The following is a 25464-nucleotide window of genomic DNA, read 5'->3' as shown; positions in this document are numbered from 1 at the left end:
TCCCTAAATTCGTCCTTAAGTACAGAAAAAGCGGGTTTCCCTCACGTTGATCGTGATGGGAAACCCGCTTACACTGACAACAGTCGCTACCGTTGTCGTCGCTATGTAAGTCTACTGGTTAGCCGGAAAATCACGATTGAACGCAACACAAACAAGCACGTTACATTGGCAACATGCGGCTAACATCATTTGTTTTTGGTTGACGTTGAACATCATCGTGATTTTCCCTCCTTACTTTTTATAATCGAATTGGATTGCACAAGACTAAAGATAGACTCTTTTATCTGATTTGTCAAAAGAAAAAAACCGGTTACTAACATCTCGAAAGGGAAAACTGTATACTGGAGACAAGTTGAACAAGTAGAAAGGATTTGAACGTATGGACATCGAACGAACGCTTGCTGCATTGACGTTACCGGAGAAGGCCGCCATGGTCTCCGGCAAAAACTTTTGGTACACGGCCGCTGTGGACCGCTTGGACATCCCGGCTCTGATGATGACGGACGGCCCCTCGGGGTTACGGAAGCAGGACCCCGACGCCTCAGCCGGCGATATTACAAATTCTGTGAAAGCCATCACCTACCCCGCCGCTGCTTTAAGTGCGAGCTCTTGGAACCAATCTCTCATGCGCCAATTGGGAGAACACTTGGGTGAAGAGGCCCGCGCAGAACAAGTGAGTCTGTTGCTGGGACCCGGTGTGAACTTGAAACGCTCACCCCTGGGCGGTCGCAACTTTGAGTATCTTTCAGAAGATCCCCTGGTCGCCGGTAAGCTTGGTAGCGCCTACGTTGAAGGTGTCCAATCCCAACACGTTGGGGTGTCGGTGAAGCATTTTGTCGCCAATAATCGGGAAAACCAGCGTTTCACCGCTTCAAGTGATATGTCGGCCCGAACCCTACGTGAACTCTACTTACGGACGTTTGAAATAATTGTCAAGGCAGCTTATCCCGCTACCATTATGACCTCGTACAACCGTACAAACGGCGTGCTCAATTCGCAAAACCGCCACCTGCTGCGTGACATTCTGCGTGACGAGTGGGGCTTCCACGGGGCCATCATGTCCGACTGGGGCGCGGTGGCGGACCACGCAGCTGCGTTGACCGCGAGTCTCGATCTAGAAATGCCAGGAAAGGGACAAGCCTCCGTTGATGAAATTATTCGCGCCGTTCAAACCGGCGAACTGGATATTGGGACGTTGAACAAGGCGGTTCGCCACCTGCTGCACGTGGTGGACAAGTGGAAACCGGCACCTACCGCAACGACGTATGATCATCAGGCCCATCACGACTTTGCGCGTAAGATGGCCGATGACAGTATCATCTTGTTGAAGAATCACCAAAACGAATTACCTTTGACCCCCGGTAAAACCGGAAAGATTGTGGTCGTTGGCGAGTTGGCTGAACATCCCCGCTATCAAGGCGCTGGCAGCTCACACGTGAACCCCACTAAGGTGGTCACACCGCTGGAGGCCTTACAAGCTACCGGCCTGAAAGCCGACTACTACCCTGGTTATCAGTTAGATGAAAGTGAGACTGACGATCAACTGGCCAATGCCGCGATGACTGCCGCAGCGAATGCGGATCACGTCATTATTTTTGCTGGCTATCCTGCCGCAGCCGAATCAGAAGGCTTTGACAAGCACTCCTTGATGTTACCCGAAAACCAAACGGATCTCATCGGGAGCTTGGCCAAACTCAACGACCATACCACGGTTGTTCTGCAAAATGGCTCAGCCGTTGAAATGCCTTGGATTCACACCGTGGCCGCCGTTGTTGAAACTTACCTCGCTGGTGAAGCCGTTGGTGAAGCCACTTGGGATATCTTAACTGGCGCCGTTAACCCTTCAGGTCATTTGACGGAAACGTTCCCCGTTCGCTTGACCGATACGCCAATGGCACCCACGTTTGCACAAGATCCACGGCATGAGCTCTACTCGGAAGGCATCTTCATGGGCTACCGTTACTACGATACCCATGAAATGCACGTTCTGTATCCGTTTGGCCATGGTCTCAGCTACACCGAATTTGAATTCACTAACCTAGCTGTTACGCAAAACGAGCACGGGGCAACGGTTACCTTTGACGTGACCAACACCGGCGATCGTGCCGGACAGGCCGTTCCCCAACTTTACGTTGCCAACCACGCCTCTCACGCCCCAATGCCCACCAAGGAATTACGTGACTTCACCAAAGTTGCGGTTGACCCCGGGGAAACGCAAACCGTTACCCTGAAGCTTGACCGTCAAGACTTCAGTTGGTGGCGTCAGGGCAAACACCGGTGGCAAGCCGATTCTGGCGACTACGAAATCATGATTGGACAATCCTCTCGTGACATTCGGCTTCAGAGTAAACTGACGATGGACTTCAAGAACTCGCCAGCCCCGATCACCGACGAGACTTATTTGACAACGATCGCTTGGAACCCCAAACTCTTGGACCTCTTCAAGAAGATCGTCATAACGCCGGCTGGACAAGGAGACACTAGCCTGCTCAGCGCAACCGATGAAAACGGTGAGCCGACCGTCTTACAAGATCAAATGTTTTTGAACATGCCACTACGTGCTTTGATTGCGCAGGGTGTGCCCGCAAACCTCATTGAAAACTTCATTCGCGCTGCTAATATAAAATAAGTGTAAAACAACCGTCACCCTATTGGATGACGGTTGTTTTTTGATATTTAACTCAAAGGTAACACCATATCAAGGTGTGGAATGCCCGTGTCTAAATACACGTCGCTCGTTGGCTGAAACCCAAACGAGGCGTAGAATTTCTGTAAATAAGCTTGCGCTTGAATCACAATAGATGTGGCTGCCGGATACGTTCGCCGAGCAGCTGCAAGCGCCGTATCCACCAATTGCCGACCGGAACCGTTGCCCCGATTGGCCGGTGCGACTAACACCCGGCCAATGCGGACCTGACTGCCCTCGTCTATTAACCGAGCATACGCCGTCACGTGGCCAGCCGTATCCTGTGTAAACAGGTGTTGGGCCTGAACATCAAGGCCATCGACCTCCTGATAAGCACACGTCTGCTCTACCACAAATACTGCCACCCGCACACGATAAATTTCAAATAGCTCCGTCGTGGTCAACTGCGCAAAACACTTCTGTTGAAAATCTGGCATTCACTCACCCGCTTAGTTTAGAGTTTTAATGTGGGGCTGATGGGCCAGCGGATACTCCACCGGTGTGTCCCACTCCTCTAACATTTTATCAGTAATGGCAACCCGTTGCAGTTCTAAATTATCGTAAGGCTCCATGTAGTAGGCGCGCTCATTAAGTCCCATGTAACCACGATACTGGGTGTAGTCACTGCTTCCATCTGGCTTGAGCTTAACGCCCTTGGGAATCGTCACGCCGTCTAGCAAATGTTGTAACAGATTCAGCGTGGATGGCGTATCAGCCGTAGCCCGACTGTAATGTTTATTAAAGACCGTTCGAATAAACCGTGACGGTGATGTGTAATCGCCCGGCATTCCGAACGCCCCAGTTCCGGGACCAACCGTCTTCAGCTCAAAGCCTTGGTAATCGTGCAACGGGCGCGTATCAGCCACCAAAGTCCCATAAGTACTCAAGTTCTGCAAATGCCAGCTTAGCTGCGGCGAATTTGCCATGACACCGACCGGATCAGCGATCAAGTGTAGATCCTGATCGGTAGCTTCCAGAACGGCAGTATCACCAGTTGGATCACTGAAGATAAAGTGCAAAGGCACCGTAATTCCCAGCAACCCAACTGGCTTATCCACGATCTGAACCTGCGTGATCAACTCGCGCAGGTCAGCAACACTCTTGGCATTTCCCAAAACCCAAGCCGTCAGGTCATGCGGCGCAATGCCCAGCTTATCAGCAGGTGCCGACTGTGCATACTTCGCGTAGTCAGAAAAGTATAGGGCCGCTGCACCCAGACCAAATTCATTAACCCCGTCCACAAACATATAATGACTCAGATTGCGGCCAGCCCCAATGAAACCATACTTGGTGGTAAATTCGCCGGCGTCCCCCTGAATCTTTTGTTGCCGTGGCATGAAGATTGGCTGACCACCCAACTCAAAGCCATAATCCATGGTTCGAGCTAAGAAATGATCACCTTGGCTATTTTCATAGGTCAAACTAGTACACATCAAAATCATCCCGTTTCCAATTTAGTTATTTATTATTCTAAACCCAAATGAGATGTTGTGCACGCATAATCGTTGATTATATAACCGTTTTTAAAAATACCTATCAAAATGCATGATACCGGCGTTTTAAGGTTTAACCCCAGAACCGTAATCGGGTGAAACGGTCACCCACCACAATTAGATAGCTGTGAGAAAATCACTATCAAAAATGGTCATTTAATGCAATCCAAAGTTTTGCGGGACTCGTTTTAGCCTTTGTGAATCACAGGCATTGTTGCCCCCTGCTTTTTTCTTAAGGACGGGTGATTTCTGTCGAACACACTGGCGCCTTTCAAAAAGGGCCGGCTGTTAACCGCTATTTATCGGTCAGCAGCCGAAAAGGCGCCGCCCACAGCCCATTTCACCAACTTGCTGCTTAGCAAAAATCATCAGTCTGACGACAAACAAGTCCCAAACGCATCCAAGTGAAACATTTCGCTAGCTTTCATCGATTTGATAGGTAATCTTACTTTCACCATTTCCATTGCTAACCACCTGCAGCTGGTTCGGCACTTGTGCGCGTAATTCACTCACGTGGCTGATAATTCCAATCATCCGATGCTTGCCTTCGACGGTTTCCAATGATTCGAGCGCCGTCATCAAGGCATCCTCATCAAGCGATCCAAATCCTTCATCGATGAATAGTGCATCGACGTCAACACTCCCCGTCGTCTGCTGAATGACCTCTCCCAACGCTAATGCCAACGCCAACGCGGCAATGAAGCTCTCGCCTCCAGATAAGGTGTGCACGCTACGTTGCTCACCCACGTGGTCATCATAGACGTTAATTTCCAATCCGGAATTTTTCTTATAAGTGGCCGGCTGTTCATCGACCAAGAACTGGTAGCGGCCGTTAGTCAATTGCTGCAACCGGTGATTGCCGACGGTCAAGATTTGCCGCAGATAGGTCTGCAGAACATACCGTTCCAAGCCTAATTTGCTATTCGGACCATCCCCGTTAACCACGCCGACCAGCTCCGTCAGCTCCTGCGTTTGCTTAACGGCAACCGCTTGCTGCTCAATTTGTCGTTGCAAATTGGCCACAACCTCGGCATTATGCTGCCACTGATCTTGTTGTGTATGTCGTTGATCTTGCAAAGTATTCACCTGTGCTGAAGCGGCCTGCAGCGCTGCTTGTGTCTGCTCGCGCTGGGGAGCCGGTCGATCGGCAACGCGCTTCTTGAGCTCCGCAATAGTTGTAGCGACCCGTTCCTGCTGCGTTCGAAAAGCTTGGAGCTTCGCCCGCTTTTCCGTCAGCGTCTTCACCTCAAGCAGGTGATCGGCTACCGCCGTTTCCGTGGTTGCCGTTACCGTTTCATAGTGCTGTACCAACGTTTCGTGAAGCTGATTTTCAGCAGTCTGACACCGTTGCTGGCTCTTCTTCCACTCGTCTGTGGCCGTCTTAACTTCAGTCGTCGCAACAGTTAAACGATCATTTGTCTGCGTGACCTGTTGGGTAACCGCATCCCAAGCCTGCTGATCAGCGGTCAACTGATCTTGCAGCCGTTGTTCCTCGGCCTGAAATTCGCCTAGGGTTGCCGCTTGCTCTGGCAACTGTTGTCGTTGCGTCGCTAACTGTGCTGTTAAGCGGTCTACCGTACGCATCTTTTCCTGTTGTGCCGTTTGGGCCGCCTGTAAACGTTGTTGTTGCTGTGCAGCCTGTTGCGTCAACTGTTGCAGTTGCTTTTGTGCCTGATCGACCGCGGCTAATTGCTGCTTGTTTTCAGTTATTTTTTTCCGATACGTCGTCGTTAAGCGTTGCAGGTATTGGTCAATATCAGCAAGCTGAGTGACCGCAGCCGGCAGCTCAGGTAAGCTCTCACGTAGGGCTTGTAGCGCCGTTTGCTGCTTTTCTTCTTGATCGGTTACCGCCGCATGCAGACTCTGTTGCTGTGTCGTCAATTGGGTGAGCTGATCTTGTTGCCGTTGCGCAGCTGCTTGGGCCTGTTTGACCTCAAGTTCCGTGACCGTGGTATCAGCGATAGCCGCCGGTGCCGGATGATCCGTAGCCCCACAGATGGGGCAAGGACTCCCTGGTTTTAGCTGGCCAACCAAGCGCACGATCTCATGGTTCAAAAGTTCTTGGTTCAGGTCTTCTGCTCGTTGCCGCGCTTGGGTAGTTGTCGCCTTCTGTGCTGCGACTTGTGTGGTCACCTTTTCTAGTTGTTGTGTCAATTGCGACTGCTGCTGAGTGTCAGTTTGTAGGGTCGCCAATTGACGTTGCCACTCTTTCAGCTGTGCGGCTTGCGTTGTGAGCGACTGACTGACCTGATAAAGGGCGCTCTGACCATCGACAAGTTTCTGCTGCTCTTGCTGATCTTTTTGATTTTGATCCCAAGCCGCCTGCACCGTGGTCACAACCTGCTGAACACTGGTCAAGTCCGTTCGTGCCGTCACCAACTGCGCCGTCAGATCCGCAATCTGCTGATAAATTGGCTTAATCTTCGCGCGTTGTGCTAATTCATCCTTCGTTGCCGCAATCCGTTGTGAAACGGGAAGCAATTCCTTTTGCGCAGCCAGTGCACTCGCCTGCATCGTTTGCGCTTTAGTCAACCGTGTCTGGGCCTGTTGCTGAGCCGCTTGGCGCTGTTGCAGGTCTGCTCGAGCCCCGCTGCGTTCCTGCCACTGCGGCTGGATGCTTTGAACCCACTCTAACGTAGCAATCGTTTGTTGCAGCGTTGTCATTGCTGGCTTTTGTGTGGCCAATTGCTGTTGCTGGTCTTCTTGTGACCGCAATTGTTGTTGGTCACGGACCAACTGCTCCTCACGTGTATCCTGTTGGGTCAACGTTTTGACCTGCTGCTGAGCCGTCGTGACCTGCGTCGTTAGCTCGGCGACGGTGGCTTTAGCCTGCTGTTGCTGATCCGCCATCAAGGCCAATAATGGCGTTATTTGGTGTGCTGCCACCAGTTCGGCCGCGCGATCTTGGTTAACTGGCGTCCAAGTAAGGCTACTCCGAGAGCGACTTAGCTGCTGGTCCGCTTCCTCGTTTTGGGCGCGATCCCGCCGTAATTTATCACGTAGTTTATCCGTCCATTGCGCAAAGATTTCTGTATTGAATAGCTGTTCGAGTACAGCCGCTTTGTCCTCACTAGGCGCCACTAAGAAACGACGGAACTCGCCCTGTGGGAGCAATACAATCTGAGCAAACTGCTTACCGTCCATCTGCAACAACTCTTGCAAATAGTCGTCAACCTGCCGTGATTTCGTGAGCTGAGCAATTTCTGCATCGTTTTCAAAGACGGTCAGTTCAACGCTCGCAGCTGCCCGTCTAACCCCAGATCCCCGCTTTTTCTGTAACGTTTGTGCAGGTTCTCGAATAAGTCGATAACGCCGATTACGATGGCTAAATTCAAAGGTCACCCGGGTGTGATCCTGGGTCGTTGCAAAATCCGAACGCATTTCCTGCGGTTCTCGATCAACACCAGAAGACTGGTCAAATAGGGCATAACACATCCCATCAAAAATGGTGGTTTTGCCACTTCCTGTCTTACCGCTGATTAAAAACAAAGGGGTCGCATCGAATTTCTTAAAATCAATCATCTCGTCCCGATAAGGACCGAAGTATTGGAGGCGTAAAGTCAAAGGTCGCATTAGTTTTCCTCCTTCATAGCTTGCTGTAGGGTGGTCTTTGCCCATTCCTGCTGTTGTTCGGTTAGCGCATGATCCGTAACCGTTCCAAAGAAATCACCCAATAAGGTCAACGGATCGCGCTGAACTTCTTCAATATTTAAAGTTTCCGGTGTAACATCCAACTGATTCACCCGCTGAAGCTCTATGATCTTCGGAAAGCGTGTTTTTAATCGCTGCATGACGTTGGCGATGGGAGTTGTGTCCGTTAACGCCACTGCGATGAAATCATCTGGCGTCACGTTGTACTTCACTTCGGGATCCATTAAATGTGCAAAGGAATCCGTCAAGACCACCAGATCATGTAACGGCTTCAAGGGCTTAAACGTCACTTCAACGGGCGTCTTATCCGTGTCCACGATCCAGACCCCCTTGGTATCGGCGGCTTCACTGGTTGAAAATTTCAAAGGAGAACCGCTGTACTTAATCGTCGGTTCATTTTGAAGTGCTTCTTTGCGGTGAAGATGCCCTAAAGCCACGTAATCAAATGGTGTCAACAGATCAACTGGCACAGCATTTAATCCCCCCACTTGAACCAAGGTTTCTGAGTCACTATGCTGGCTACCTGCCGCAAAGAAATGGGCCACTAAGACGTGCTTCTTTGTCGGATCAAACTGTTCCTGCATCGCCGTAACCAGTCGGGCCATACCCGCCGCCACCGTTTTGAGACTGTCATCCTGAAAGTATTGACGCACGGCAAAAGGCTCAAAGTAAGGTAACAGGAAAAATTGTGTGTCGCCCAGTACCACCGGCTTAACCCCATCAGCAATGGTCGTTTTTAAATAAAAGTCGGTGCTTGCAAACCACTCGCTCCCCTGGCTCAGGCGCACGGCCGAATCGTGGTTCCCGCTGATAGCCAACAATGGAAACTGCTGTTGCCGATTCAAATCGACGAGCATGGCGTCCAAAGTGCTCACGGCATCCTCACTAGGAAGCGCCCGATCATAGAGATCTCCGGCAATCACTACCGCATCCACCTGTTCTGCCAGAGCAATGGCTTTGATTTGCTCATAAGCATCGCGTTGTTCCGTCAATAAATCATAGCCATGAAGTTTCTTACCAATGTGCCAATCCGCTGTATGTAAAAAACGCATCCGTTATCTCCCCTTCTATCTGTTCTCTGGTGCCCAATCACAACTCATCAGGTGGTCGTTGACGAGCCCCGCTCCTTGCAAAAAGGAATAAACGGTCGTCGGCCCAACAAACTTAAAGCCCCGCTTCTTGAGTTCACGCGAAATGTGTTGTGCCAAATCAGTGGTTCCCGGGATCTGACTAGCGCTGCTAAAGTGATGACGAATTGGCTGACCGCCAACAAAAGCCCACAGCCAGGTGGAAAAGTCGCTGGGGTCTGGCCAATTCAACAAGACTTGGGCGTTATTAACGGTCGCTTCTAACTTACGACGATTGCGAATAATCGCCGCGTTCGTCATCAACTGATCCACGTCGGCCGGCTTCATCGCGGCAACCGTTGCAATATCGAAACGATGAAAGGCCGCTTCAAATGCTTCACGCTTATTCAACACCGTTTGCCAGCTCAAACCCGCTTGATAAGTCTCCAAGCACAGCAACTCAAATAATGTCTGCTCGTCATGCTCAGGTCGTCCCCACTCTTCATCGTGATAGCGCGTCATCTTAGGCGAAGAGGTCGCCCAATCACATCGATTAACCATCGTGAAACCTCCTTTTTTCTACTGACCTTACTATACCAGATTACAGATGGAAACACCCGAACAAATGTTCACTTTTATATTTTTGAAACCGTTGCCATCACTACCGTTATTGAAAAAGCGCCTTGAAAATTAACGGGCAGTTTTTACTTGACCGCCCTTCTAGAAAAGGCTATGCTATTGTAAATGTTACGTTTTGGGGAATTAAGGAGGTTAGCATCATGCACAGAGCACACCATTTTAAAAAGCGGTCTCTCCTGGTTGCGGCTGCGGCTGCACTACTTTTCGCGCCGGCCGTTGCGACCAGCACTGTTACGGCTCATGCGGCCAGCGTTACGCCTTCCACGGCAACGCTGAAGAAGTCGAACAGCTACTATCGCAAGAATGCTAAGAATCTTGGTAAAAAGTACAAGTTGGCCTTTGACGCGCAAACCGCACTCAAGAAGAATGGCAAGGCCACCGTTTGGATTAACACCAAGGATGCTAAGCTAAAGAGCAGCGTCAAGATTGCCATGAATTACTGGAATAAGAAACTCGGCAAGAAGGAATTTGTCCAGGGGTCTAAGAAGAACCACACACTGACCTTCTCGGTTTCAAAAGCTAAGGCCACGAAGAGCGATCAAAGTGACGCTTGGTGGACACCAGGTAACAAACACTTACAAGTGCGTTGGTCTTATTACCAAGCCGAAACCAAAAACATCGGCGTTGCCATGACAAACCAGTTGAATGACGCCTTCTACAATAAGTATGCCAATACCATCGAATCTAAAGCCAAGGCCAACCTAGCAGCACGAGGTGTGACCGCCGCCGATGCAAATTACCAAACCGAATTCAACACCGAGGCACAGGCCGTTGAAAAGGCACTTCCAGCGTATGCCACCCTTGAAAAGGAAGTTAAGGGAGTTAACACTGTTGCTAAAAATGGTCGGATGTACGAGTATGCCAGCACGATCGCTCATGAACTGGGACACGTGATGGGACTCAACCACTCCCCGAACAAAGCCGATCTCATGTACTTTGAAAGTGGTAGTAGCAATGTTTACAGCTATCGAAAGGTTAAGGCGGGGTTATCCAAGTACAACCCGATTACCAAAACCGATAAGAATCGTGCCAAATTAGCCTTAAAAATTTACACAGCCACCTATTAAATTAATATTGTTCTCTGAGGACCCGCGACGTCAATCCGGGTCCTTTTGTCTGTCTCCATCTATGTTCGCGCCACCTAACGATGAATAGAAAATCAACGTTTTTTTGACACTTGCAATCTAACTGTAATCAATTGTAAATCTGTAGTAACCTGCTCGTTGGTCACACCGTGTACAATAAAGGCAAAGACTGAGGAGGATGTCATTTATGCAAATTAAGTTACATAAATTGGTTGCAGGTGTCGCTGCTTTTGCTGCTGTATTAGCTGTTGGTGTTGGTTTAAACACCACTACGGCTAACGCTGCCGGTAAGAAGGTTGCCGATATTTCGCAATACCAAGGGAATATCAACTGGAAAAAGGCGTCTAAAGACTTAAAGTACGCCATCATTCGGGTTCAACATGGGAGTAAGGGTGACGCTGGCTACATGATCGACAGCAAGCGCAATGTTAACGCCGAAGGGGCCTACAAGAACGGCGTGCCATTTGGCCAATACATGTTTGCTGAGTTCACGAGTGTTAAGGATGCCCAACAGGAAGCCAAAGACTTCTACAAGCGTAGCAACAAGCACACGAAGTTCTTCGTTTTGGATGAAGAAAAGCGGATGCCATCAGCTAACGCCAAGGAACAAACCTACGTTAACGCTTGGTTAAAGACTATGCGTGGTTTGACCGACAAGCCATTAATCATGTACGCCGGTGAATACTACGCCAACTACCACAAGCTGAACTTCAGCAAGTTTGATGGGACTTGGATTGCCAAATACAGTTCTGTTAAGCCTAAGGTCAGTGGCACTTCCGTTGATCTCTGGCAATACACCAGTTCAGGTCGTGTTTCCGGTATCAGTGGAAACGTCGATTTGAACAAGGTCTTGAACAGTTCAGCCGTCAACAAGTGGTTCTCTGGCAAAACAGCGGATTCCGCAAGCACGAGTTACTACAAGAGCATGACTGATGTTAGTGGTATCAAGACCAAGAAGGCCGTTTACGAATACAACTCAACATTATTCACCAAGAACAAGCGTAGCAACAAGGTCGCTGCTGGTAAGAAGTTGGCTGTCAAAGCCATCACCAAGAACAGCAAGAACGCTTACCGTTTCCAATTAACCAACGGCAAGTACGTCACGGCTAACAAGGCTTACGTTTCAACTTATTAAAAACAAACAAAGCCATCCTGCGGGGTGGCTTTTGTTTTGGTCTAAAAAGAGAGCGGACTGTCACTCAAAAACGACTTTTTCAGGAACTGTACTAGTCCCTGAAAAAGCCGTTTTTATTGGCCAAGATATTACCTGGCCCACTCCATTTCCGTTTACTGTAATCCCGTCACTACTTGTAACGTAGCGGAATAATAATTGTGCTTTTCAATCGTCTTAGGCAATTGCTTGGCCGTCTTTTTCTTTAGCGCCGTCTGCTTCATCGTCACAGCCGCAAAGTGAACCGGTGCCGTAAAGGCCGTATTTTCATAACTATTCACAGCCTTACCACCGAGTGTGTAGACTGCCGTAATTTTCTTCTTACGGTTAAAGAACTTCAGCTGCTTCAGCAAAGCCTTTTTAGTCGTGCTATCTTTACTGAGCTTATACGTTTGGGCTAACCGCCATGGCACCCGATTGGCATTGTAGCCGACCTGGTTATCCGTTCCAGATTCAATGCTGTACGGCTTCACCGCCTTTAGTTTGATCTGACTTCCCGTTGCCAAAATAAAGTCTGGGAAAAGTCCCGTTTGGTGCCGCGCACTGAGCTTCTTAACTGCAGTCTGACTGTGTTTGGCGACCTTGGTCCACGTGGCGTTCTTGGTATATTTCGCGAAGGTCTTGAAGTATCCCGTCATGAGATCCGACGTCCGTAACTTGCTCAAATCATAACTGTTCGTGGCCCAATTACCCATGGTTGGCAAGTAAGTGGTGTGATTGATTTCCTTTTGCTGAATCGCCTTAAGCAAGCTCTTAGCCGCGGCACGATAATTCGTGTGCTTGCTGCCCCACTTTTTATCAGCCAAAATCAGCGCATAGGCAATGTCCAAGTCCCCATCGGTCGCGGAATTCTTCTGGGAACCCGTACTGGTCATCTTGCCGGATCGTTTCGTCTGTTGCCACTGCATCAGCGGCACCTTGCTGGAAACGCGGTGTGCTCGGTAATACTTATACAGCTGATTGAAGGTTGCATGGGTGTTAGCGCCCTTCTTCGCCGCCAACACGGTCGCCAGCATGCCGTACCCCTGACCTTCGGAAAGTACGGTCGTCGCGCCCTGACCATTATTGGACTTAACATACTTCTGCGTCTTACCACCCAGATAAGCCTTTTGCCATTGCTTGTATTGCGTGACGGCTTGGCTGGATTTGGCCTGTGCTGTTACGGGCTGAACACTCGTTAGGCCCCAGACTAAACCGCCAACTAACGTCACACCCAGTAAGCACTTCAAGAATTTTCCCTTTTGCATGCTGCATAACGCCCCTTTAAACGACTCAATTTACCGTTTATTATGCGCCTTTTATCAACTGTTGTCGTTGAAAATAACCCACCTCATTGCAAATGACTCTAGCAAAAAACGACCCCGCCAACAATCGTCGACTAGGTCGTTTACTTAAAGTCTATTCTGTAAAAATATTTTTGGCGATCCCAAACGCGGACCAGGCTTTCGGCCATCCCACGTAAAAGGCCAAGTGCGTAATCACTTCGGAAATTTCATCCTTGGTGATGCCGTTACTCTTGCCGATCTTCAAGTGTGCCGGCAATTGTTCAAAGTTCCCCGCCGAGATTAAGGCGGAAATCGTAATCAAACTCCGTTGGTGCGCGGACAATTGTTCTTCGCGTGACCAGACTTGACCAAACAAGACATCGTCATTTAATTCAGCGAACTTGGGCGCAAAATCACCTAAGTTATCCCGACCTGCCGTTTGTTTCTTTGCCATAGTGATCGACCTCCTAGTCTAAAGCATCGTAATGTGCATCATCAACGGGTTCAAGCCATTCGGGCGTCCCCGCCGTAATGGCAATGTGGCTGAACCAACTGTCCTTGGTGGCACCATGCCAGTGTTTGACACCGTCCTTGGTCACCACCACATCACCGGCATGTAACCGCCGAGCTGGTTGACCAGCCTCTTGATACCAGCCTTCACCACCCGTAACCAGTAGAATCTGAAACCCATTGTGGTGAATGTGCCAGTTATTCCGGCAGCCGGGCTCAAAGGTAACGTTGCCCACTCCCACACTGACATCGGGATCACTGACTAAGCCTTGTAAGTAGCTCTGACCCGTAAAGACATCCTGATACGCTACATTCTTATCGCCAGCGGGGAAGATAACCCCGTTTTTTACGTCTTCATTTTTTGCCAAATTTAAGCACTCCTTTATTGATGATTAAAACGTTGCAGATAGTCGTGGAAACTCTCAGAATCGGCAATGGTGTGATCGACTTTGCCATCGTACCAGTCAATTTTGTGGCTAAGCACCTGCAGATGCATCTGCAATTCCGCAATGTCGGCCTCAGCATCATCCTTGGTCTTTTGCAGCATCTCTCGCCGAGCTGGAATTGTTGCATCCCCAGCGGCTCGCAGCTTAACGTAGCGCTTCAAGTCATTCAAGCGCATGCCGGTTCCTTTGAGATGTAGGATAAAACCAACCCACCGAATATCTAGGTCGGTATAGTATCGCACGCCATTCTCATCACGTTGCGACTTTATCAGTCCCTGATCCTCGTAATAGCGCAGCGTATACGTGGATAGTCCCACTAATTTCGCAAACTCGCCGATACGGTAGCGTCTTTCATCTGCCATTTTCTGATCGCCCTCATTCCTTACAATCCCTAGTAAACACCTTCGAGTGCACTTTAAGTCAACCACAATTGCCCAAAAAGGACAAAAAAGTCGGGCCCTTTTAAGCCCGACTCGCAACTATTCAAATGTAATCTGATCAACAACTAACTGCATCATCTGTTGGAAACGCTCATCAATCCGTCGCTGTGGCAACTTTAAATAACCACCCAATTCCTGCATGATAAACCCAAATAATGCGGAGCGATACAGGGTCGATTCCACCAGATTGGGATTATCGGCACCCTCCAGGACGTGTAAGCTTTGAAACATTTGCTTGTACAGATCCCGTAGTGCCTGGTGGGTGCGTTTCAACTGCCGCAGATCATTGGGGTTCATCAAAATGGGCGCCAAGTGTTTCTCCTGCCGGCACCCCTTGCGAAACTCTTGGGCAAAGACCAGCAATGCTTCCTTGCCACCGACCCCAAACAAACGGCGCATGAGACGATCCGTCAACTTATCCACGAAGCGTAAGCCCACTTGATCTAGCAGATCATTTAAGCTGTCAGCGTAGTTATAAACGGATTGTGGCCGAATCTCCAATGCATCAGCGAGGGCCCGGATCGTTAAATTCTCCAAGCCGTGTGCCGCAATCAATTGATCAGCCTGGTCCAACACAATTTCTCTCGTTAAGGTTCGCCGTTTTACCACAATCTCGCCTCTTTCTGAAGTTCTTCTCGTGATTATTATACCTTGAATGGCCGGTAACTTAAACTCCAGAAAGATACACACGCCAAAAGCGGCCACCTAACTACGGCATACCTACCGCTTCTTTCGAAACAGTTCTCGCATTGGCGGCCAGGCCTGACCATACCCACCACCCATCAGGCCACTGCCCAACAACGCCAATAACCAGCAGCGTTTAACCCATTCCTTTTCAAACAAAACGGTCTCCCCTTTCCCTTAAGTGCGTTTAAGCCGCCACTTCAGCAGCTAGACTTTGTGACTAGTCCCGATCATGAAGTTCGGCCTAAAAAACGGCACGTTGCCCCTTACAACGTGCCGTCAATCGTGTCACACTGGTTCTAACCTAATTCTGCCGCTTCCAAACAAATGCGCCTAATCCGCTGAGTGCTAGCAAAAGCGCACCACCTAATCCCACTTCAGTCGACGAGGACTTTTCACTCGTTTGCGGTAAGGTTGGGCCAACCGCACTGACTGTCATTTTGGGCTGACTCTCTCGACTCATCGCTACTGGACTTTGGCTTGCTGACTTGCCCACGTGATGTGCAACGGCGTTTACACCAGCACCACCATTTACCACCTGTTCTCTTGGGCTATTACTTACTGGGCGATTAACGATAACGCCCGGCTTTTGTGGCTTCTGGGGTTTTTGAGGTTTCTGTGGCTTTTGTGGCGCAGTTGGTTTTACCGGATTGGTTGGACTCGGATTCTCTGGCTTGGTTGAACCCGGATTTTCTGGTTCCTTTGGATTCGTTGGGTTCTCTGGCTCCTTTGGTTCCGTTGGATTGGGATTTCCTGGCTCCGTTGGATTGGTTGGACCCGGATTCCCTGGCTCCGTTGGATTCGTTGGGCCTGGCTTCCACGGCTTACCTGGTTTCCAGGGCTTGCTTGGTATCCAGGGCTTAATTGGAATATCCGGCACCAGCCCGGCCCAGCCCCATGGGTGTTCTCCAACGCTTGAAACTCTGCTCAAATTGGGGTTCACAGTAGATACCGCGACATCACTAGCATAAGCCGTGTTGCTCGCAGTGCTAAAACTACCGATCAGACCAATCGCAGTCACCAACAATCCACCGGCCATAGCAACCACTACTTTTCTTTTCATCCTTATTCTCCTCCAATCAACGCTTCCCGTTCCCCCTCTAATTTGTTTAAAATCCAAGCTTACTAACAGCTCGTATGACAAAATGCTTTTACTGACAATACTTTCGCTGGTCTGTAATTATTATAGGTGCTCCCGAAAGAAAATGCCGGTGCGCAAGAAAAAATCGGGGCTGTTAAAAAAATCACAACTGGCAACAGCGCCTTATTCGCGCATTCCCATTGACTTAGCCCTGCATCTATCACCACTGCTAACGTGACACCACCCTTTAATTTTATATCCTTTCAGGTTCTAAACGGCTACACCTGTCATTAATCTGGCTAAAAAAGACTGATTCACTAATGCAAATCAGTCTCCACCATTACACCTTTTCTAAAGCACCACCGCGTTGCGCGACGACTAACGCTGCCAAATGGTTGGCGCGTTGCATGGCCACCTCAAGGGAATGGCCCGCTGTCAATTCGGCCAACAAGCCACCACAGTGCGTATCGCCGGCACCAATCGTATTCACCACTTGACTGGCTTCACCAGGTACCATATGGGCTTGCCCCTGGTCCACGTAATAGCAACCTTGCGCATCTAACGTCACCACTACCGGCGCCTCAGTCAGCGCATTCAACCGCTGTGCGATGGCTTGGTACGTTTCATCGGGTGAGCCTAGTCGCTGAATCTCAACCGCATTACTGTGAACCAACACACCTGGTCGCAGGATTCGTTTCAGTACAGCCGCCGTAAGCTGGTCCACACGAGGTGAGGTATCAAAAAGCACGGGAAGTTGGGGGAATCTCTCCAGAGCGGTCAGGATAACCGCGGCTGCGTGTGGATCCTCGAGCTCGTACCCGGACAAATAAACGTAGCTGTAATCAGCTAAATTAACCGTTTCAAACCACTCGGATCGCCAATACCTTTCCACCCCATTAATCGACAGAAAGGCCCGCTCGCCGTTGGCCTCAACAAACGACACGTCCCACCCGTTGTCGGCGCTAGGATCTTGCAGAAGCATTGGAATCCCTAATCGTTGGAAGGTTTCCCGGACAATTGTGGCGTGTTCACCACGTCCAATTGGGACCAGCAAATTCGCCGTCGCTCCAGCGTAAGTTAGCGCCCGTTGCACATTGAAGGCTGAGCCGCCCACCTGTGTACGCCGCCATTCACCAGGAACATCTTCCCCGCTCCGTGGCAAGCGCTGCACGTTGACGACAATATCGACATACGCTGCCCCAATCACCAAGACTCGTTTCAACTCACTCCACCTCTTCCGTTAGCCGCTTTCCCAGTGGCAACAGGACCAACATGCAGATGACCGCAGCGGCCCCCGCGACAAAAACACCCAGACTATTGTCTCGGAAAATGCCCCGTGCAAATGGCCCGTTCCACACCGCATTGTTGGTAAACAAGAAACCCGTTACCACGGCAACGAGCCATGAACTGATCCCTTTCCAGTTATATCGATTTGTGGACGCGGCCATCATATCACTAATCGCGTAACCCTCTCGCCGATACAGAACGCTGTCACACAGAAAGATTGCGACCCAAGCCGCCAAACAGGTCCCCAAGAAACCGAGGAAAAGCGTGAAATTCCCCATAAAATCCTCGGCAACAAACAGCACATAGACGGGAATCAGAATCACGATACTACTGTGGAGAATTAGCGAATGTTTTTGTGAGACATGAATCCCCACTGTCTCCAAGTTAATCCGTGCCGACCGTAGACTGATAATACACTGCGGAATCAACCCACCGGCGGCCACCAGAAAATAAATCACCGTCATCCACGATGGCAGTGCCCGGCTCATCACATCGATGGGGTTGGCCGCACTAGCCAATCCCGGTTCGACCGTGCTAAGCAGCACCCCACCCCACATTAGAATAAACAATGGGATCGCGCCGCCCAGCATCGTATGCCAGAATGTGGCACTCTGGCTGGCTTGGGGCTTCACGTAGGCTCCCCAATCCGCTGCGGCCATGGACCAACTAATACCAGAACCGGCGGCCACAATGGAGACTGCTGGCCAAAAACCACCAAACCACTTACCAGAAGGACGGGCCAGCGCTTGTTGCCAATCGGCCTTTAGCAAAAATAAAATGAGAATAATGACCGTTAGTGCCCCGAAAATCCAGGACAACCACGTTTGAATCTTAGCCAAGATTGCTTCATTCAAGAGGCCCGAAAGAATCACGATTCCTGCAAATAACGCCAACGCTACGGCCGTCACCAGCGTAGATTTGGCAATATGTAAGACCTGAAAGAGGGAGACCAACAGTAGCGTTCCCGTAATCACATTAATGGCTAACCAGCCAACCATGTTGACCCAGGCAATCCCATTAGGAAGCTTATTTCCCTGAGTACCATAGGCGGCGCGCGACAACTTAAAGGTGGTCACCCCCTCGCGTTTACCAATCATGGCCACCCACCCGGGGAAGACGAAAGACAATGCCCCCAACAGCGAAGCCAGCGTTGCTTGAACAAATGATAAATGATAGCTCACAATAATGGCACCAAAAACAATCCCCATAATGCCGATGTTTGCGGCGAACCAATTGTAGAATAATTTTCCAGGTGTTAACGTCTTTTCGTTCTGTGGCACCTTGATACTTTCCCCATTCATAGCCGTCTTACTCCTCAATAGTCGTATTTGGTACTCCTGAAAAGATAACGTCTGCCTGTCTACCTAAGTGCTCGTCAGGAGGCGGAGCTTTCCCCATTTAACCATCGTCTTGATGACTGCTGCAAATAGTTTACGGCAGTTACAATTGGGCAAAAAGCCCCGTCAACACACGGACTGCCTGCACCGATCAGCATTTTCATCATCTTCCCCCAAAGTACCAATAATCACACTATACCTGATTAAGGTTGGATTGTCAGCAACAATCACTCACAAAATTATTTATAGCCTAACACGTCTATTTTCAGGATTTCACCCCACAAAAAAACGCATAGTTCAAGTACTATGCGCCAAACAAGCTTAATCAAATTCTTCATATTCGTTAGGATCTTGACCATCAACCCGACCATCAGCACGGCTCAATTCGTCAATAGCATGCATCTCTTCGGGCGTTAAGTTAAAGTCAAATAAATTCAGGTTAGACCGTTGATGCAGCAGGTGGCTGGCCTTAGGAATCGGCACGATCCCCCGTTGATAGTGCCAGCGTAAAATGATCTGGCCCACGTTCTTCTCGTACTTCTTAGCCAGCTTCTGAATCACCGGTTCCCGTAGCGCGGCACTACCGCGTCCCAATGGGCTCCAGGCTTCGGTAACGATTTCCCGCTGTTGATCCGCCGTCAACATCCGCTGGTTATTCCAATACGGATGCGCCTCGATCTGGTTGACCGCTGGCGTCACACCCGTTTCCTTCACTAGTCGGTCCAAATGTTCGGGCTCAAAGTTCGAGACCCCAATCGACCGGATTAAGCCCCGGGTTTGGGCATCAATCAATGCTTGCCAAGCTTCAACGTAGTGATCCCGCTTGGGTAACGGCCAGTGAATCAAGAACAGGTCGAAATAAGCCAGTCCCATGCGATAAAGGGACTCTTGCACCGCCATCGTGGCGTCGGCGTACCGGTGATACTTTCCGGGCAACTTAGACGTCACGAAGAAGGCTGAACGAGGCAAACCCGATCGGCGAATCGCTTCGCCCACGGCCCCCTCGTTATCGTAATTCGTCGCGGTATCTAAGCTCCGATAACCGTCGCGAATTGCGGCTAAGATCTGATTGACACCCTGTCCACCGCGAACTTGAAAAGTGCCCAAACCCACTGCTGGCATTTGGTAACCATCGTTCAACGTTATTTCTGGTACATCACTCATCAAATAACCTCCTGTCTAAATGTACGACTAAGTTCACTCTAACGCGGAAACGCACTAAAGGGAACTATTTTGCCGATGCTGCTTGATGACCCGGTTCAAGATAACCGCCAGCATCAGTGAAATGGCGGCATACACTGCCGCTCCCCAACTGATGTGATTAAGACCCGCCACACCCAGCATGCCGGAAGCGGTCGCTGAGCCCAATGAGATGCCAAAGTTAAAGAAGATGGAATTCAGTGATGACGCTAATACCGTGGATTGCGGATATTCTTCTTCGGCAATGTTTAGAAAATGAATCTGAATGGGCGAGTTGATGACCGTCACAATCAGGCTCAAGACTAATAAGATCCCCAGGCCACCAAACTTAAAGCCCAGGCCAATCGGCAACAGCGCTAACAGAATCACGTCCGCCACGTAGAAACGAGGCATGATCCGCAGCCCATTTCGTTCGGCCAATCGACCGGACAGCCGATTGCTCAGGATACTCATAATCCCAATCAGGAAGAGCAACCAGTTTAGACTCTGGGTGCTAAAGCCCAGCGCCGTCGTGAGCAGTGGTCGAATGTAGGTATAGTACGCGTACATGGTGGCTGCTGTGAACAGAACCAGGGCAATGCCCACGTAAATCCGCCGATCCTTTAACAGAACCAATTGATTTTTAATACTGCCCTGCACCTGCTCAACCTGCCGTGGCAGTAGCCATCCCAGTAGAACACAGGTGACCGCGCTGATGACCGAGATGAGGTAAAAAGCGTCGTGCCAGCTATAACTGGTACTGATTGCCGTTCCAATGGGCACCCCAAAGACGGAGGCAATACTGAAACCGGCAAAGATCCAGGAAACCAGGCCCGCCCGCTTCTCACGCGGCGCAATAGAACTGGCAAATGTCATAATCAAAGAAATAATCGCCCCAGCTACCATCGCCGTCATCATCCGTGACAGCAGTAGGACGGGATAGTTCATGGCAAAGCCACTCAGCGTGTTCCCCACTAAGAAGATTCCCATCAACGTCATGAGCGTCTTGTAACGGCTAAACCGACTCGTCAGGACCGTAATAAACGGCGTGCTCACCGCGTACACCGTCGCAAAAATGGTGACCAAATAACCCACGGTTGCCACCGGAATCCGATATTCCTTGGCAATGTCCGAGAGTACCCCGACCACAATAAATTCATTACACCCCAACATAAAAGCCACCAGGACAAAGACGATGGCTTGCCAACGATACTTGTTCAAGATATTTTCTCCTCTGAATCTTAAAATTTTCACTCGCTACCTACCAGAATACACTATCTTTCAGAAAATACGTTAAGGGACGTCTCATGAAAACGTCCCCAATCACGCATTATTTTTCTAACACCGTAGACTGGTGATAAGTCGCCATAACGCGGTTCAAAATCACCACTAAAATCAATGAAATCAGGGCGTAACCAGCCGCCCCCAGACTCACATTTTGTAAACCAACCTGGCTAAGCATCAACGAGGCCGTCGCTGATCCCACGGAAATACCAATGTTAAAGGAAATCGGACTGACCGACGACGCCAGCATAGTTGCCTGTGGATAGCTCTCGGCTGCCACATCTAGGAAATGAATCTGGATGGGCGCTCCGGCAATGGTCACAATCAATGTCAGAATCAGCAGAACCCCGAAGCCCAGTACCTGGCTATTTAACGCCACTGGCAATATCAGCAATAGGGCCATATCGGCTACGTAAAACCACGGCAACTGTCGAAGGCCATTTCGCTCAGCCAGGGTACCTGACAAGCGGTTGCTAATGATACTCATGATCCCCAGCACGAAGAGCAACCAGTTTAGACTCGTCAGACTGAACCCCATACTCGTCGTAATCAAAGGTCGAATGTAGGTGTAGTAGGCGTACATCGTCGCCGCCATGAAGAGGTTCACGGCGATCCCCAGATAGACCCGCCGATCGGTTAGAAAGACCAACTGATCCTTGACGCCCCCCTTGGTCTGTGGGACGTGCCGTGGTAGCAACCAGGCCAGTAGCACATAGGTCACCAGTGTGATGATTGAAATCACGTGAAATGCCGTGTGCCAGCTATCAGCGGTACTGATGGCCACCCCAATGGGCACGCCAATCACGGAAGCAATGCTGAAACCGGCAGAGATCCACGCAATCAGCACCGCCCGCTTGTCGTGTGGCGCAATGTCATTGGCAAAGGCGATGATAAAGGACTCGATGGCCCCCGCCACAATTGCCGTCATCATTCGCGCTAGCAGTAGCATGCCATAACTCGTGGCAAATCCACTTAACGTGTTTCCTACTAAGAAGATTCCCATCAGAACCATCAGCGTCTTATACCGACTAAACCGATTCGTCAGTACGGTAATGAACGGCGTGCTAACGGCAAAAGTCGTTGCAAAAATCGTCACCAAATACCCCACCGTCGCCACGGAAACCTTGAGTGACTGTGAGATATCGGAGATGACCCCCACGACTATAAACTCATTACACCCCAACATGAATGAGGTTAGGACAAAGAGAATCGTTTGAAGACGGTATTTCGACATAGTCTACTTCCTTTCGTACGCCTAAACAGGACTGAATTTTCAAATAAGACTGCTCGTCTCGGGAACAATCCACCTTACTCTCTAGGGTACACGAGAACACAAAAAACGGCTAGTCCCCTCAGGCAACTAACCGTTCCGTTTCATTTATTTTTTAATCGTACGGACAATCTGTTCCGTCATCAACTGGAGGTCTTTTTCCTGACCATGAAGTAGAAACGGCGCGTAATTGGACTGCACCAAGTAGCCAATCAACTGTCCGGCCATGATCCGGACCAGATCGGCAGCCTCGATGTCGTCACGCAACTCCCCGGTTTCTCGAAAATACTGCAGCAGTTCGCCGAGAAAATCAAAATCATTATCACTGACTAATTTCCCAAACAATTGCCGGACATCGGCATTAGTCATCAGTTCCATCGCAATGATTTTGACGGCTTCTTCATTTCCTTTGATGAAGGCATACCGGTCGGTCACCATGAAATGCACCATCGTCGTCAACGTCTTTTGTTTAGCAATCCCAGCAAAGAACTCGTCGCGATACTGGGGAAAGAAGTGCGCCATGACAGGCCGTACTACGGCCAACATCAAATCCTGCTTCGTATGAAAATACTTAAAAATGGTGGCTTGACTGATCCCGGCTGCCTTAGCCACATCAACAGTCGATGTGCCATCGAAGCCATTCTCTGAAAAGAGCGTCATAGCCGCCACCAACGCTGCCTTCTTACCTTTTGGCATCTTTTGTTGTTCCAGCCAATCGCGGTAATTGACAAAAATATTTGGTTCCACACCATTCACCCTTTCCGTTTAATCGATGTGATTAATGACGTCAATTGCCGCTCACAGTAAGCCCATGACTTTCTGGAACGGCAATCATAACTACTTATTTAGTATACGCGACTTAATTAATAAACTCTTGTAATTTCAATTAAACTTTCCGATAACGCTTCAATCCAATCACGTTCAGGATGGTTAACCCCACCAGGAAAATTAAGAGAATCGAGATGTCAAAGCCTAAATTCCAGATCGATGTCCCTCGCATGATAATATCGTTAACCGCCTCACCAGAGTACTTCAACGGAATGATGTAGGAAATAGCCTTCACCCAGTCGGCCATCGAATCCAGTGGAATAATTCCGGAGAAGAAAACCTGCGGAATAATCACGAGTGGGATGAACTGCATCATCTGGAACTCGGAGTTGGCAAATGTCGACAGTAAGATCCCAAATGCCAGGGCAACCAACGCCAGAATCAGGTTGATGACGACGACACTAGCCATGCTACCAACGACTTCGATTCCCAATAACCATACGGTCGTCAAGACAATCACAATCGTTTGAATAACAGCCAGTACGCCGTAACTTAGCATGTAACCAAAGACGATGGAAGACCGCTTAACCGGCGTTGCTAGCAGGCGATCCAGCGTTCCCGTTGTTCGTTCCTTGAGCAGTGCCATCCCTGAAATCAGGAAAACAAAGAAGAAGACGAAGAAGCCCATCAGGATGGGAAGCATCTTAGCAAAGTAACCGGTGTCCTTGTCCCCATAAACGTAGTGGTTCGTGATCTTCGGCGTGGACTGACTGGTGCTCTTGGTTGCATGATTCGTTGACTGGGCCTTAGCTGCCGTGGCCTGTTTAGCAGCGTTTTGCTTGGCCGCAGTCACACTACCCGTCATGGCAGATGCCGCAGTCTGTTGCTTCTGTAAGGCCTGCAATTGTGCCTGTAACTTGACCGTGGCCTTGGTACTCTGCTTTAGCGCCGACTTCAGCTGACTGATGCTCGTTGCCGTCAAGACATTCTTGAAGGCCAATTTAACCGTCGCCGTCTTAGTAGAATCGGTGTTGGCATAGGTCAGGCTGTAGTTGTTACCATTCTTCTTAATAATGGCATCAACCTTTTCATCGTTCAGAGCTTTCTTGGCATCCTGCTTCGTATCATATGACTTGACCGTCACGTGCTTGATCCCGCCCATTTCCTTGTTCAACTTCTGGGAAACGGAGACCGTTCCCACACTGACGTCGGTTGAGGCGTTGGTATTAAAGATCACACTCATTAACAGCATCACGAGAATGGGGGCAACAAACATCAGTGCAAGTGTCCGCTTGTCCCGAAAGAGTTCTTTCAGCACCCGGTTCATAATTCCAATCGTTCTCATGATTCAACCCCCTCCGCCTTTAAAAAGACGTCTTCAATCGTCGCAACAGCATATTGCTTTTTCAGGACGGCTGGCGTATCGAATGCTATGACTTCGCCGTCTAAAAGCAATGCCACACGATCAACTAATTCGGCTTCATCCATCACATGCGTTGTAATCAAGATACTTCGGCCTTCATCCCGAATGCGCCCCAGTTCCGTCCAGATCTGCCGCCGCAACGCCGGATCAATTCCCACGGTCGGTTCGTCCAAGATCAGTAGTTCTGGACTACCCAGAAGTGCAATGGCCAAAGACAAACGGCGCATCATCCCTCCAGAATAACCGGAGACTCGTTTGTTCAGATCAGCCGTTAGGTCAACCACTTCCGCCGCATGCATAACCTCTTTTTTCATATCAGCCTTGGCGATGCCCTTCATCAAGCCAAAGAACTTTAAGTTTTCCAGACCTGATAAGGAATCGTACAGGGCATCCGTCTGCGCCATGTAACCAATTCGTCCCAACAACTCCCGATTTGGCATGGTCGTGTCAAACACCTTGGCGGAGCCGCCACTCGCGACCTCCATCCCCAAAGCCACCTTGATCACCGTTGATTTACCGGCCCCCGAAGGCCCGATGAGGCCAACGATTTCACCCGGATTCACGGTGAGATTAATATCTTTTAAGACGGTTTGATCGCCAAATTTTTTGGCGAGATGTTGTAAATCAATCATTGCTTGTCCCATAATGATGCCTCCCAAAACAGAATTGACTTGGTAAGTGAGTAATCACTTACTTGA

The 25464-nt window shown here is 49.7% G+C and carries 23 protein-coding genes; 3 read left to right on the top strand and 20 right to left on the bottom strand.

Annotation, left to right across the window (positions count from 1 at the left end):
• Positions 1-379: 379 nt before the first annotated feature.
• Positions 380-2629, top strand: a complete 2250-nt coding sequence (locus tag FD28_RS11145) for a glycoside hydrolase family 3 C-terminal domain-containing protein (protein ID WP_057735124.1) — start codon at positions 380-382, stop codon at positions 2627-2629.
• Positions 2630-2676: 47 nt separating this feature from the next.
• Here the strand turns inward: FD28_RS11145 and FD28_RS11140 are convergent, their stop codons facing one another.
• From FD28_RS11140 to FD28_RS11120, 5 genes are all read right to left on the bottom strand, one after another.
• Entirely contained in the window at positions 2677-3123 is a 447-nt protein-coding gene (locus tag FD28_RS11140) for a GNAT family N-acetyltransferase (protein ID WP_057735123.1), read from the bottom strand.
• Positions 3124-3135: 12 nt separating this feature from the next.
• A complete protein-coding gene (locus FD28_RS11135) occupies positions 3136-4119 on the bottom strand; it encodes a choloylglycine hydrolase family protein (RefSeq protein WP_057735122.1) in 984 nt (327 codons plus the stop codon).
• 477 nt (positions 4120-4596) lie between these two features.
• Positions 4597-7752, bottom strand: coding sequence for an AAA family ATPase (locus FD28_RS11130; protein ID WP_057735121.1), 3156 nt, complete (start codon positions 7750-7752; stop codon positions 4597-4599).
• Positions 7752-8882, bottom strand: coding sequence for an exonuclease SbcCD subunit D (locus tag FD28_RS11125; RefSeq protein WP_057735120.1), 1131 nt, complete (start codon positions 8880-8882; stop codon positions 7752-7754). Before FD28_RS11125 ends, FD28_RS11130 begins: the two co-directional genes overlap by 1 nt.
• 15 nt (positions 8883-8897) lie before the next feature.
• Positions 8898-9458: a DNA-3-methyladenine glycosylase I gene (locus tag FD28_RS11120; protein WP_057735119.1), complete on the bottom strand. Its 561-nt coding sequence runs from the start codon at positions 9456-9458 to the stop codon at positions 8898-8900.
• 218 nt (positions 9459-9676) lie between these two features.
• Between FD28_RS11120 and FD28_RS11115 the strand changes: the two genes are divergently transcribed.
• A complete protein-coding gene (locus tag FD28_RS11115; RefSeq protein WP_057735118.1) occupies positions 9677-10603 on the top strand; it encodes a matrixin family metalloprotease in 927 nt (308 codons plus the stop codon).
• Between the two features lie 205 nt (positions 10604-10808).
• Positions 10809-11756, top strand: coding sequence for a GH25 family lysozyme (locus FD28_RS11110; RefSeq protein WP_057735117.1), 948 nt, complete (start codon positions 10809-10811; stop codon positions 11754-11756).
• Positions 11757-11908: 152 nt separating this feature from the next.
• Here FD28_RS11110 and FD28_RS11105 read toward each other — a convergent pair whose 3' ends face one another.
• From FD28_RS11105 to FD28_RS11040, 15 genes are all read right to left on the bottom strand, one after another.
• Positions 11909-13039 (bottom strand): family 8 glycosyl hydrolase, encoded by a 1131-nt coding sequence (locus tag FD28_RS11105; RefSeq protein ID WP_057735116.1) that lies wholly within the window; start codon positions 13037-13039, stop codon positions 11909-11911.
• 151 nt (positions 13040-13190) lie between these two features.
• Positions 13191-13511 carry a carboxymuconolactone decarboxylase family protein gene (locus FD28_RS11100; RefSeq protein WP_057735115.1) on the bottom strand — a complete coding sequence of 107 codons (321 nt, stop codon included), beginning with the start codon at positions 13509-13511 and terminating at the stop codon, positions 13191-13193.
• Positions 13512-13524: 13 nt separating this feature from the next.
• Positions 13525-13935 (bottom strand): cupin domain-containing protein, encoded by a 411-nt coding sequence (locus tag FD28_RS11095; protein WP_057735114.1) that lies wholly within the window; start codon positions 13933-13935, stop codon positions 13525-13527.
• A gap of 14 nt (positions 13936-13949) precedes the next feature.
• Positions 13950-14375: a MerR family transcriptional regulator gene (locus FD28_RS11090; RefSeq protein ID WP_057735113.1), complete on the bottom strand. Its 426-nt coding sequence runs from the start codon at positions 14373-14375 to the stop codon at positions 13950-13952.
• Positions 14376-14492: 117 nt separating this feature from the next.
• The gene (locus FD28_RS11085) at positions 14493-15062 is read right to left on the bottom strand and encodes a TetR/AcrR family transcriptional regulator (RefSeq protein WP_057735112.1); all 570 of its coding nucleotides are present in this window, start codon (positions 15060-15062) and stop codon (positions 14493-14495) included.
• A 111-nt stretch (positions 15063-15173) separates the two neighbouring features.
• Entirely contained in the window at positions 15174-15296 is a 123-nt protein-coding gene (locus FD28_RS13540) for a hypothetical protein (protein WP_268888937.1), read from the bottom strand.
• A 145-nt stretch (positions 15297-15441) separates the two neighbouring features.
• Positions 15442-16200, bottom strand: a complete 759-nt coding sequence (locus FD28_RS11080; protein WP_057735111.1) for an LPXTG cell wall anchor domain-containing protein — start codon at positions 16198-16200, stop codon at positions 15442-15444.
• A 358-nt stretch (positions 16201-16558) separates the two neighbouring features.
• Entirely contained in the window at positions 16559-17440 is an 882-nt protein-coding gene (locus FD28_RS11075; protein WP_057735110.1) for a PfkB family carbohydrate kinase, read from the bottom strand.
• Between the two features lies 1 nt (position 17441).
• Positions 17442-18806: a purine-cytosine permease family protein gene (locus tag FD28_RS11070; RefSeq protein WP_057735109.1), complete on the bottom strand. Its 1365-nt coding sequence runs from the start codon at positions 18804-18806 to the stop codon at positions 17442-17444.
• A 357-nt stretch (positions 18807-19163) separates the two neighbouring features.
• On the bottom strand, positions 19164-20006 hold the full coding sequence (locus FD28_RS11065) for an aldo/keto reductase (RefSeq protein ID WP_057735108.1): 843 nt from the start codon (positions 20004-20006) through the stop codon (positions 19164-19166).
• A 54-nt stretch (positions 20007-20060) separates the two neighbouring features.
• On the bottom strand, positions 20061-21242 hold the full coding sequence (locus FD28_RS11060; RefSeq protein ID WP_057735107.1) for an MFS transporter: 1182 nt from the start codon (positions 21240-21242) through the stop codon (positions 20061-20063).
• 109 nt (positions 21243-21351) lie between these two features.
• The gene (locus FD28_RS11055) at positions 21352-22539 is read right to left on the bottom strand and encodes an MFS transporter (RefSeq protein ID WP_057735106.1); all 1188 of its coding nucleotides are present in this window, start codon (positions 22537-22539) and stop codon (positions 21352-21354) included.
• Positions 22540-22683: 144 nt separating this feature from the next.
• Positions 22684-23322 (bottom strand): TetR/AcrR family transcriptional regulator, encoded by a 639-nt coding sequence (locus FD28_RS11050; RefSeq protein WP_235806894.1) that lies wholly within the window; start codon positions 23320-23322, stop codon positions 22684-22686.
• 139 nt (positions 23323-23461) lie between these two features.
• Positions 23462-24688, bottom strand: a complete 1227-nt coding sequence (locus tag FD28_RS11045) for an ABC transporter permease (protein ID WP_057735105.1) — start codon at positions 24686-24688, stop codon at positions 23462-23464.
• A complete protein-coding gene (locus tag FD28_RS11040) occupies positions 24685-25410 on the bottom strand; it encodes an ABC transporter ATP-binding protein (protein ID WP_057735104.1) in 726 nt (241 codons plus the stop codon). Before FD28_RS11040 ends, FD28_RS11045 begins: the two co-directional genes overlap by 4 nt.
• Between the last annotated feature and the right edge of the window lie 54 nt (positions 25411-25464).

The organism is Levilactobacillus hammesii DSM 16381, assembly GCF_001434395.1.
Lineage (GTDB): Bacteria > Bacillota > Bacilli > Lactobacillales > Lactobacillaceae > Levilactobacillus > Levilactobacillus hammesii.
The sequence above is the reverse complement of the archived record's forward strand: the minus strand, read 5'-3'. Positions and strand labels throughout refer to the sequence as shown.

Bases quoted from the DNA above. Each gene is read 5' to 3' on its own strand.
- FD28_RS11120 (WP_057735119.1), bottom strand. From the start codon at position 9,458: ATGGTTAATCGATGTGATTGGGCGACCTCTTCGCCTAAGATGACGCGC.
- FD28_RS11115 (WP_057735118.1), top strand. From the start codon at position 9,677: ATGCACAGAGCACACCATTTTAAAAAGCGGTCTCTCCTGGTTGCGGCT.
- FD28_RS11145 (WP_057735124.1), top strand. From the start codon at position 380: ATGGACATCGAACGAACGCTTGCTGCATTGACGTTACCGGAGAAGGCC.
- FD28_RS11070 (WP_057735109.1), bottom strand. From the start codon at position 18,806: ATGAATGGGGAAAGTATCAAGGTGCCACAGAACGAAAAGACGTTAACA.
- FD28_RS11110 (WP_057735117.1), top strand. From the start codon at position 10,809: ATGCAAATTAAGTTACATAAATTGGTTGCAGGTGTCGCTGCTTTTGCT.
- FD28_RS11125 (WP_057735120.1), bottom strand. From the start codon at position 8,882: ATGCGTTTTTTACATACAGCGGATTGGCACATTGGTAAGAAACTTCAT.
- FD28_RS11045 (WP_057735105.1), bottom strand. From the start codon at position 24,688: ATGAGAACGATTGGAATTATGAACCGGGTGCTGAAAGAACTCTTTCGG.
- FD28_RS11080 (WP_057735111.1), bottom strand. From the start codon at position 16,200: ATGAAAAGAAAAGTAGTGGTTGCTATGGCCGGTGGATTGTTGGTGACT.
- FD28_RS11100 (WP_057735115.1), bottom strand. From the start codon at position 13,511: ATGGCAAAGAAACAAACGGCAGGTCGGGATAACTTAGGTGATTTTGCG.
- FD28_RS11135 (WP_057735122.1), bottom strand. From the start codon at position 4,119: ATGTGTACTAGTTTGACCTATGAAAATAGCCAAGGTGATCATTTCTTA.
- FD28_RS11065 (WP_057735108.1), bottom strand. From the start codon at position 20,006: ATGAGTGATGTACCAGAAATAACGTTGAACGATGGTTACCAAATGCCA.
- FD28_RS11040 (WP_057735104.1), bottom strand. From the start codon at position 25,410: ATGGGACAAGCAATGATTGATTTACAACATCTCGCCAAAAAATTTGGC.
- FD28_RS11130 (WP_057735121.1), bottom strand. From the start codon at position 7,752: ATGCGACCTTTGACTTTACGCCTCCAATACTTCGGTCCTTATCGGGAC.
- FD28_RS11105 (WP_057735116.1), bottom strand. From the start codon at position 13,039: ATGCAAAAGGGAAAATTCTTGAAGTGCTTACTGGGTGTGACGTTAGTT.
- FD28_RS11090 (WP_057735113.1), bottom strand. From the start codon at position 14,375: ATGGCAGATGAAAGACGCTACCGTATCGGCGAGTTTGCGAAATTAGTG.
- FD28_RS11140 (WP_057735123.1), bottom strand. From the start codon at position 3,123: ATGCCAGATTTTCAACAGAAGTGTTTTGCGCAGTTGACCACGACGGAG.
- FD28_RS11055 (WP_057735106.1), bottom strand. From the start codon at position 22,539: ATGTCGAAATACCGTCTTCAAACGATTCTCTTTGTCCTAACCTCATTC.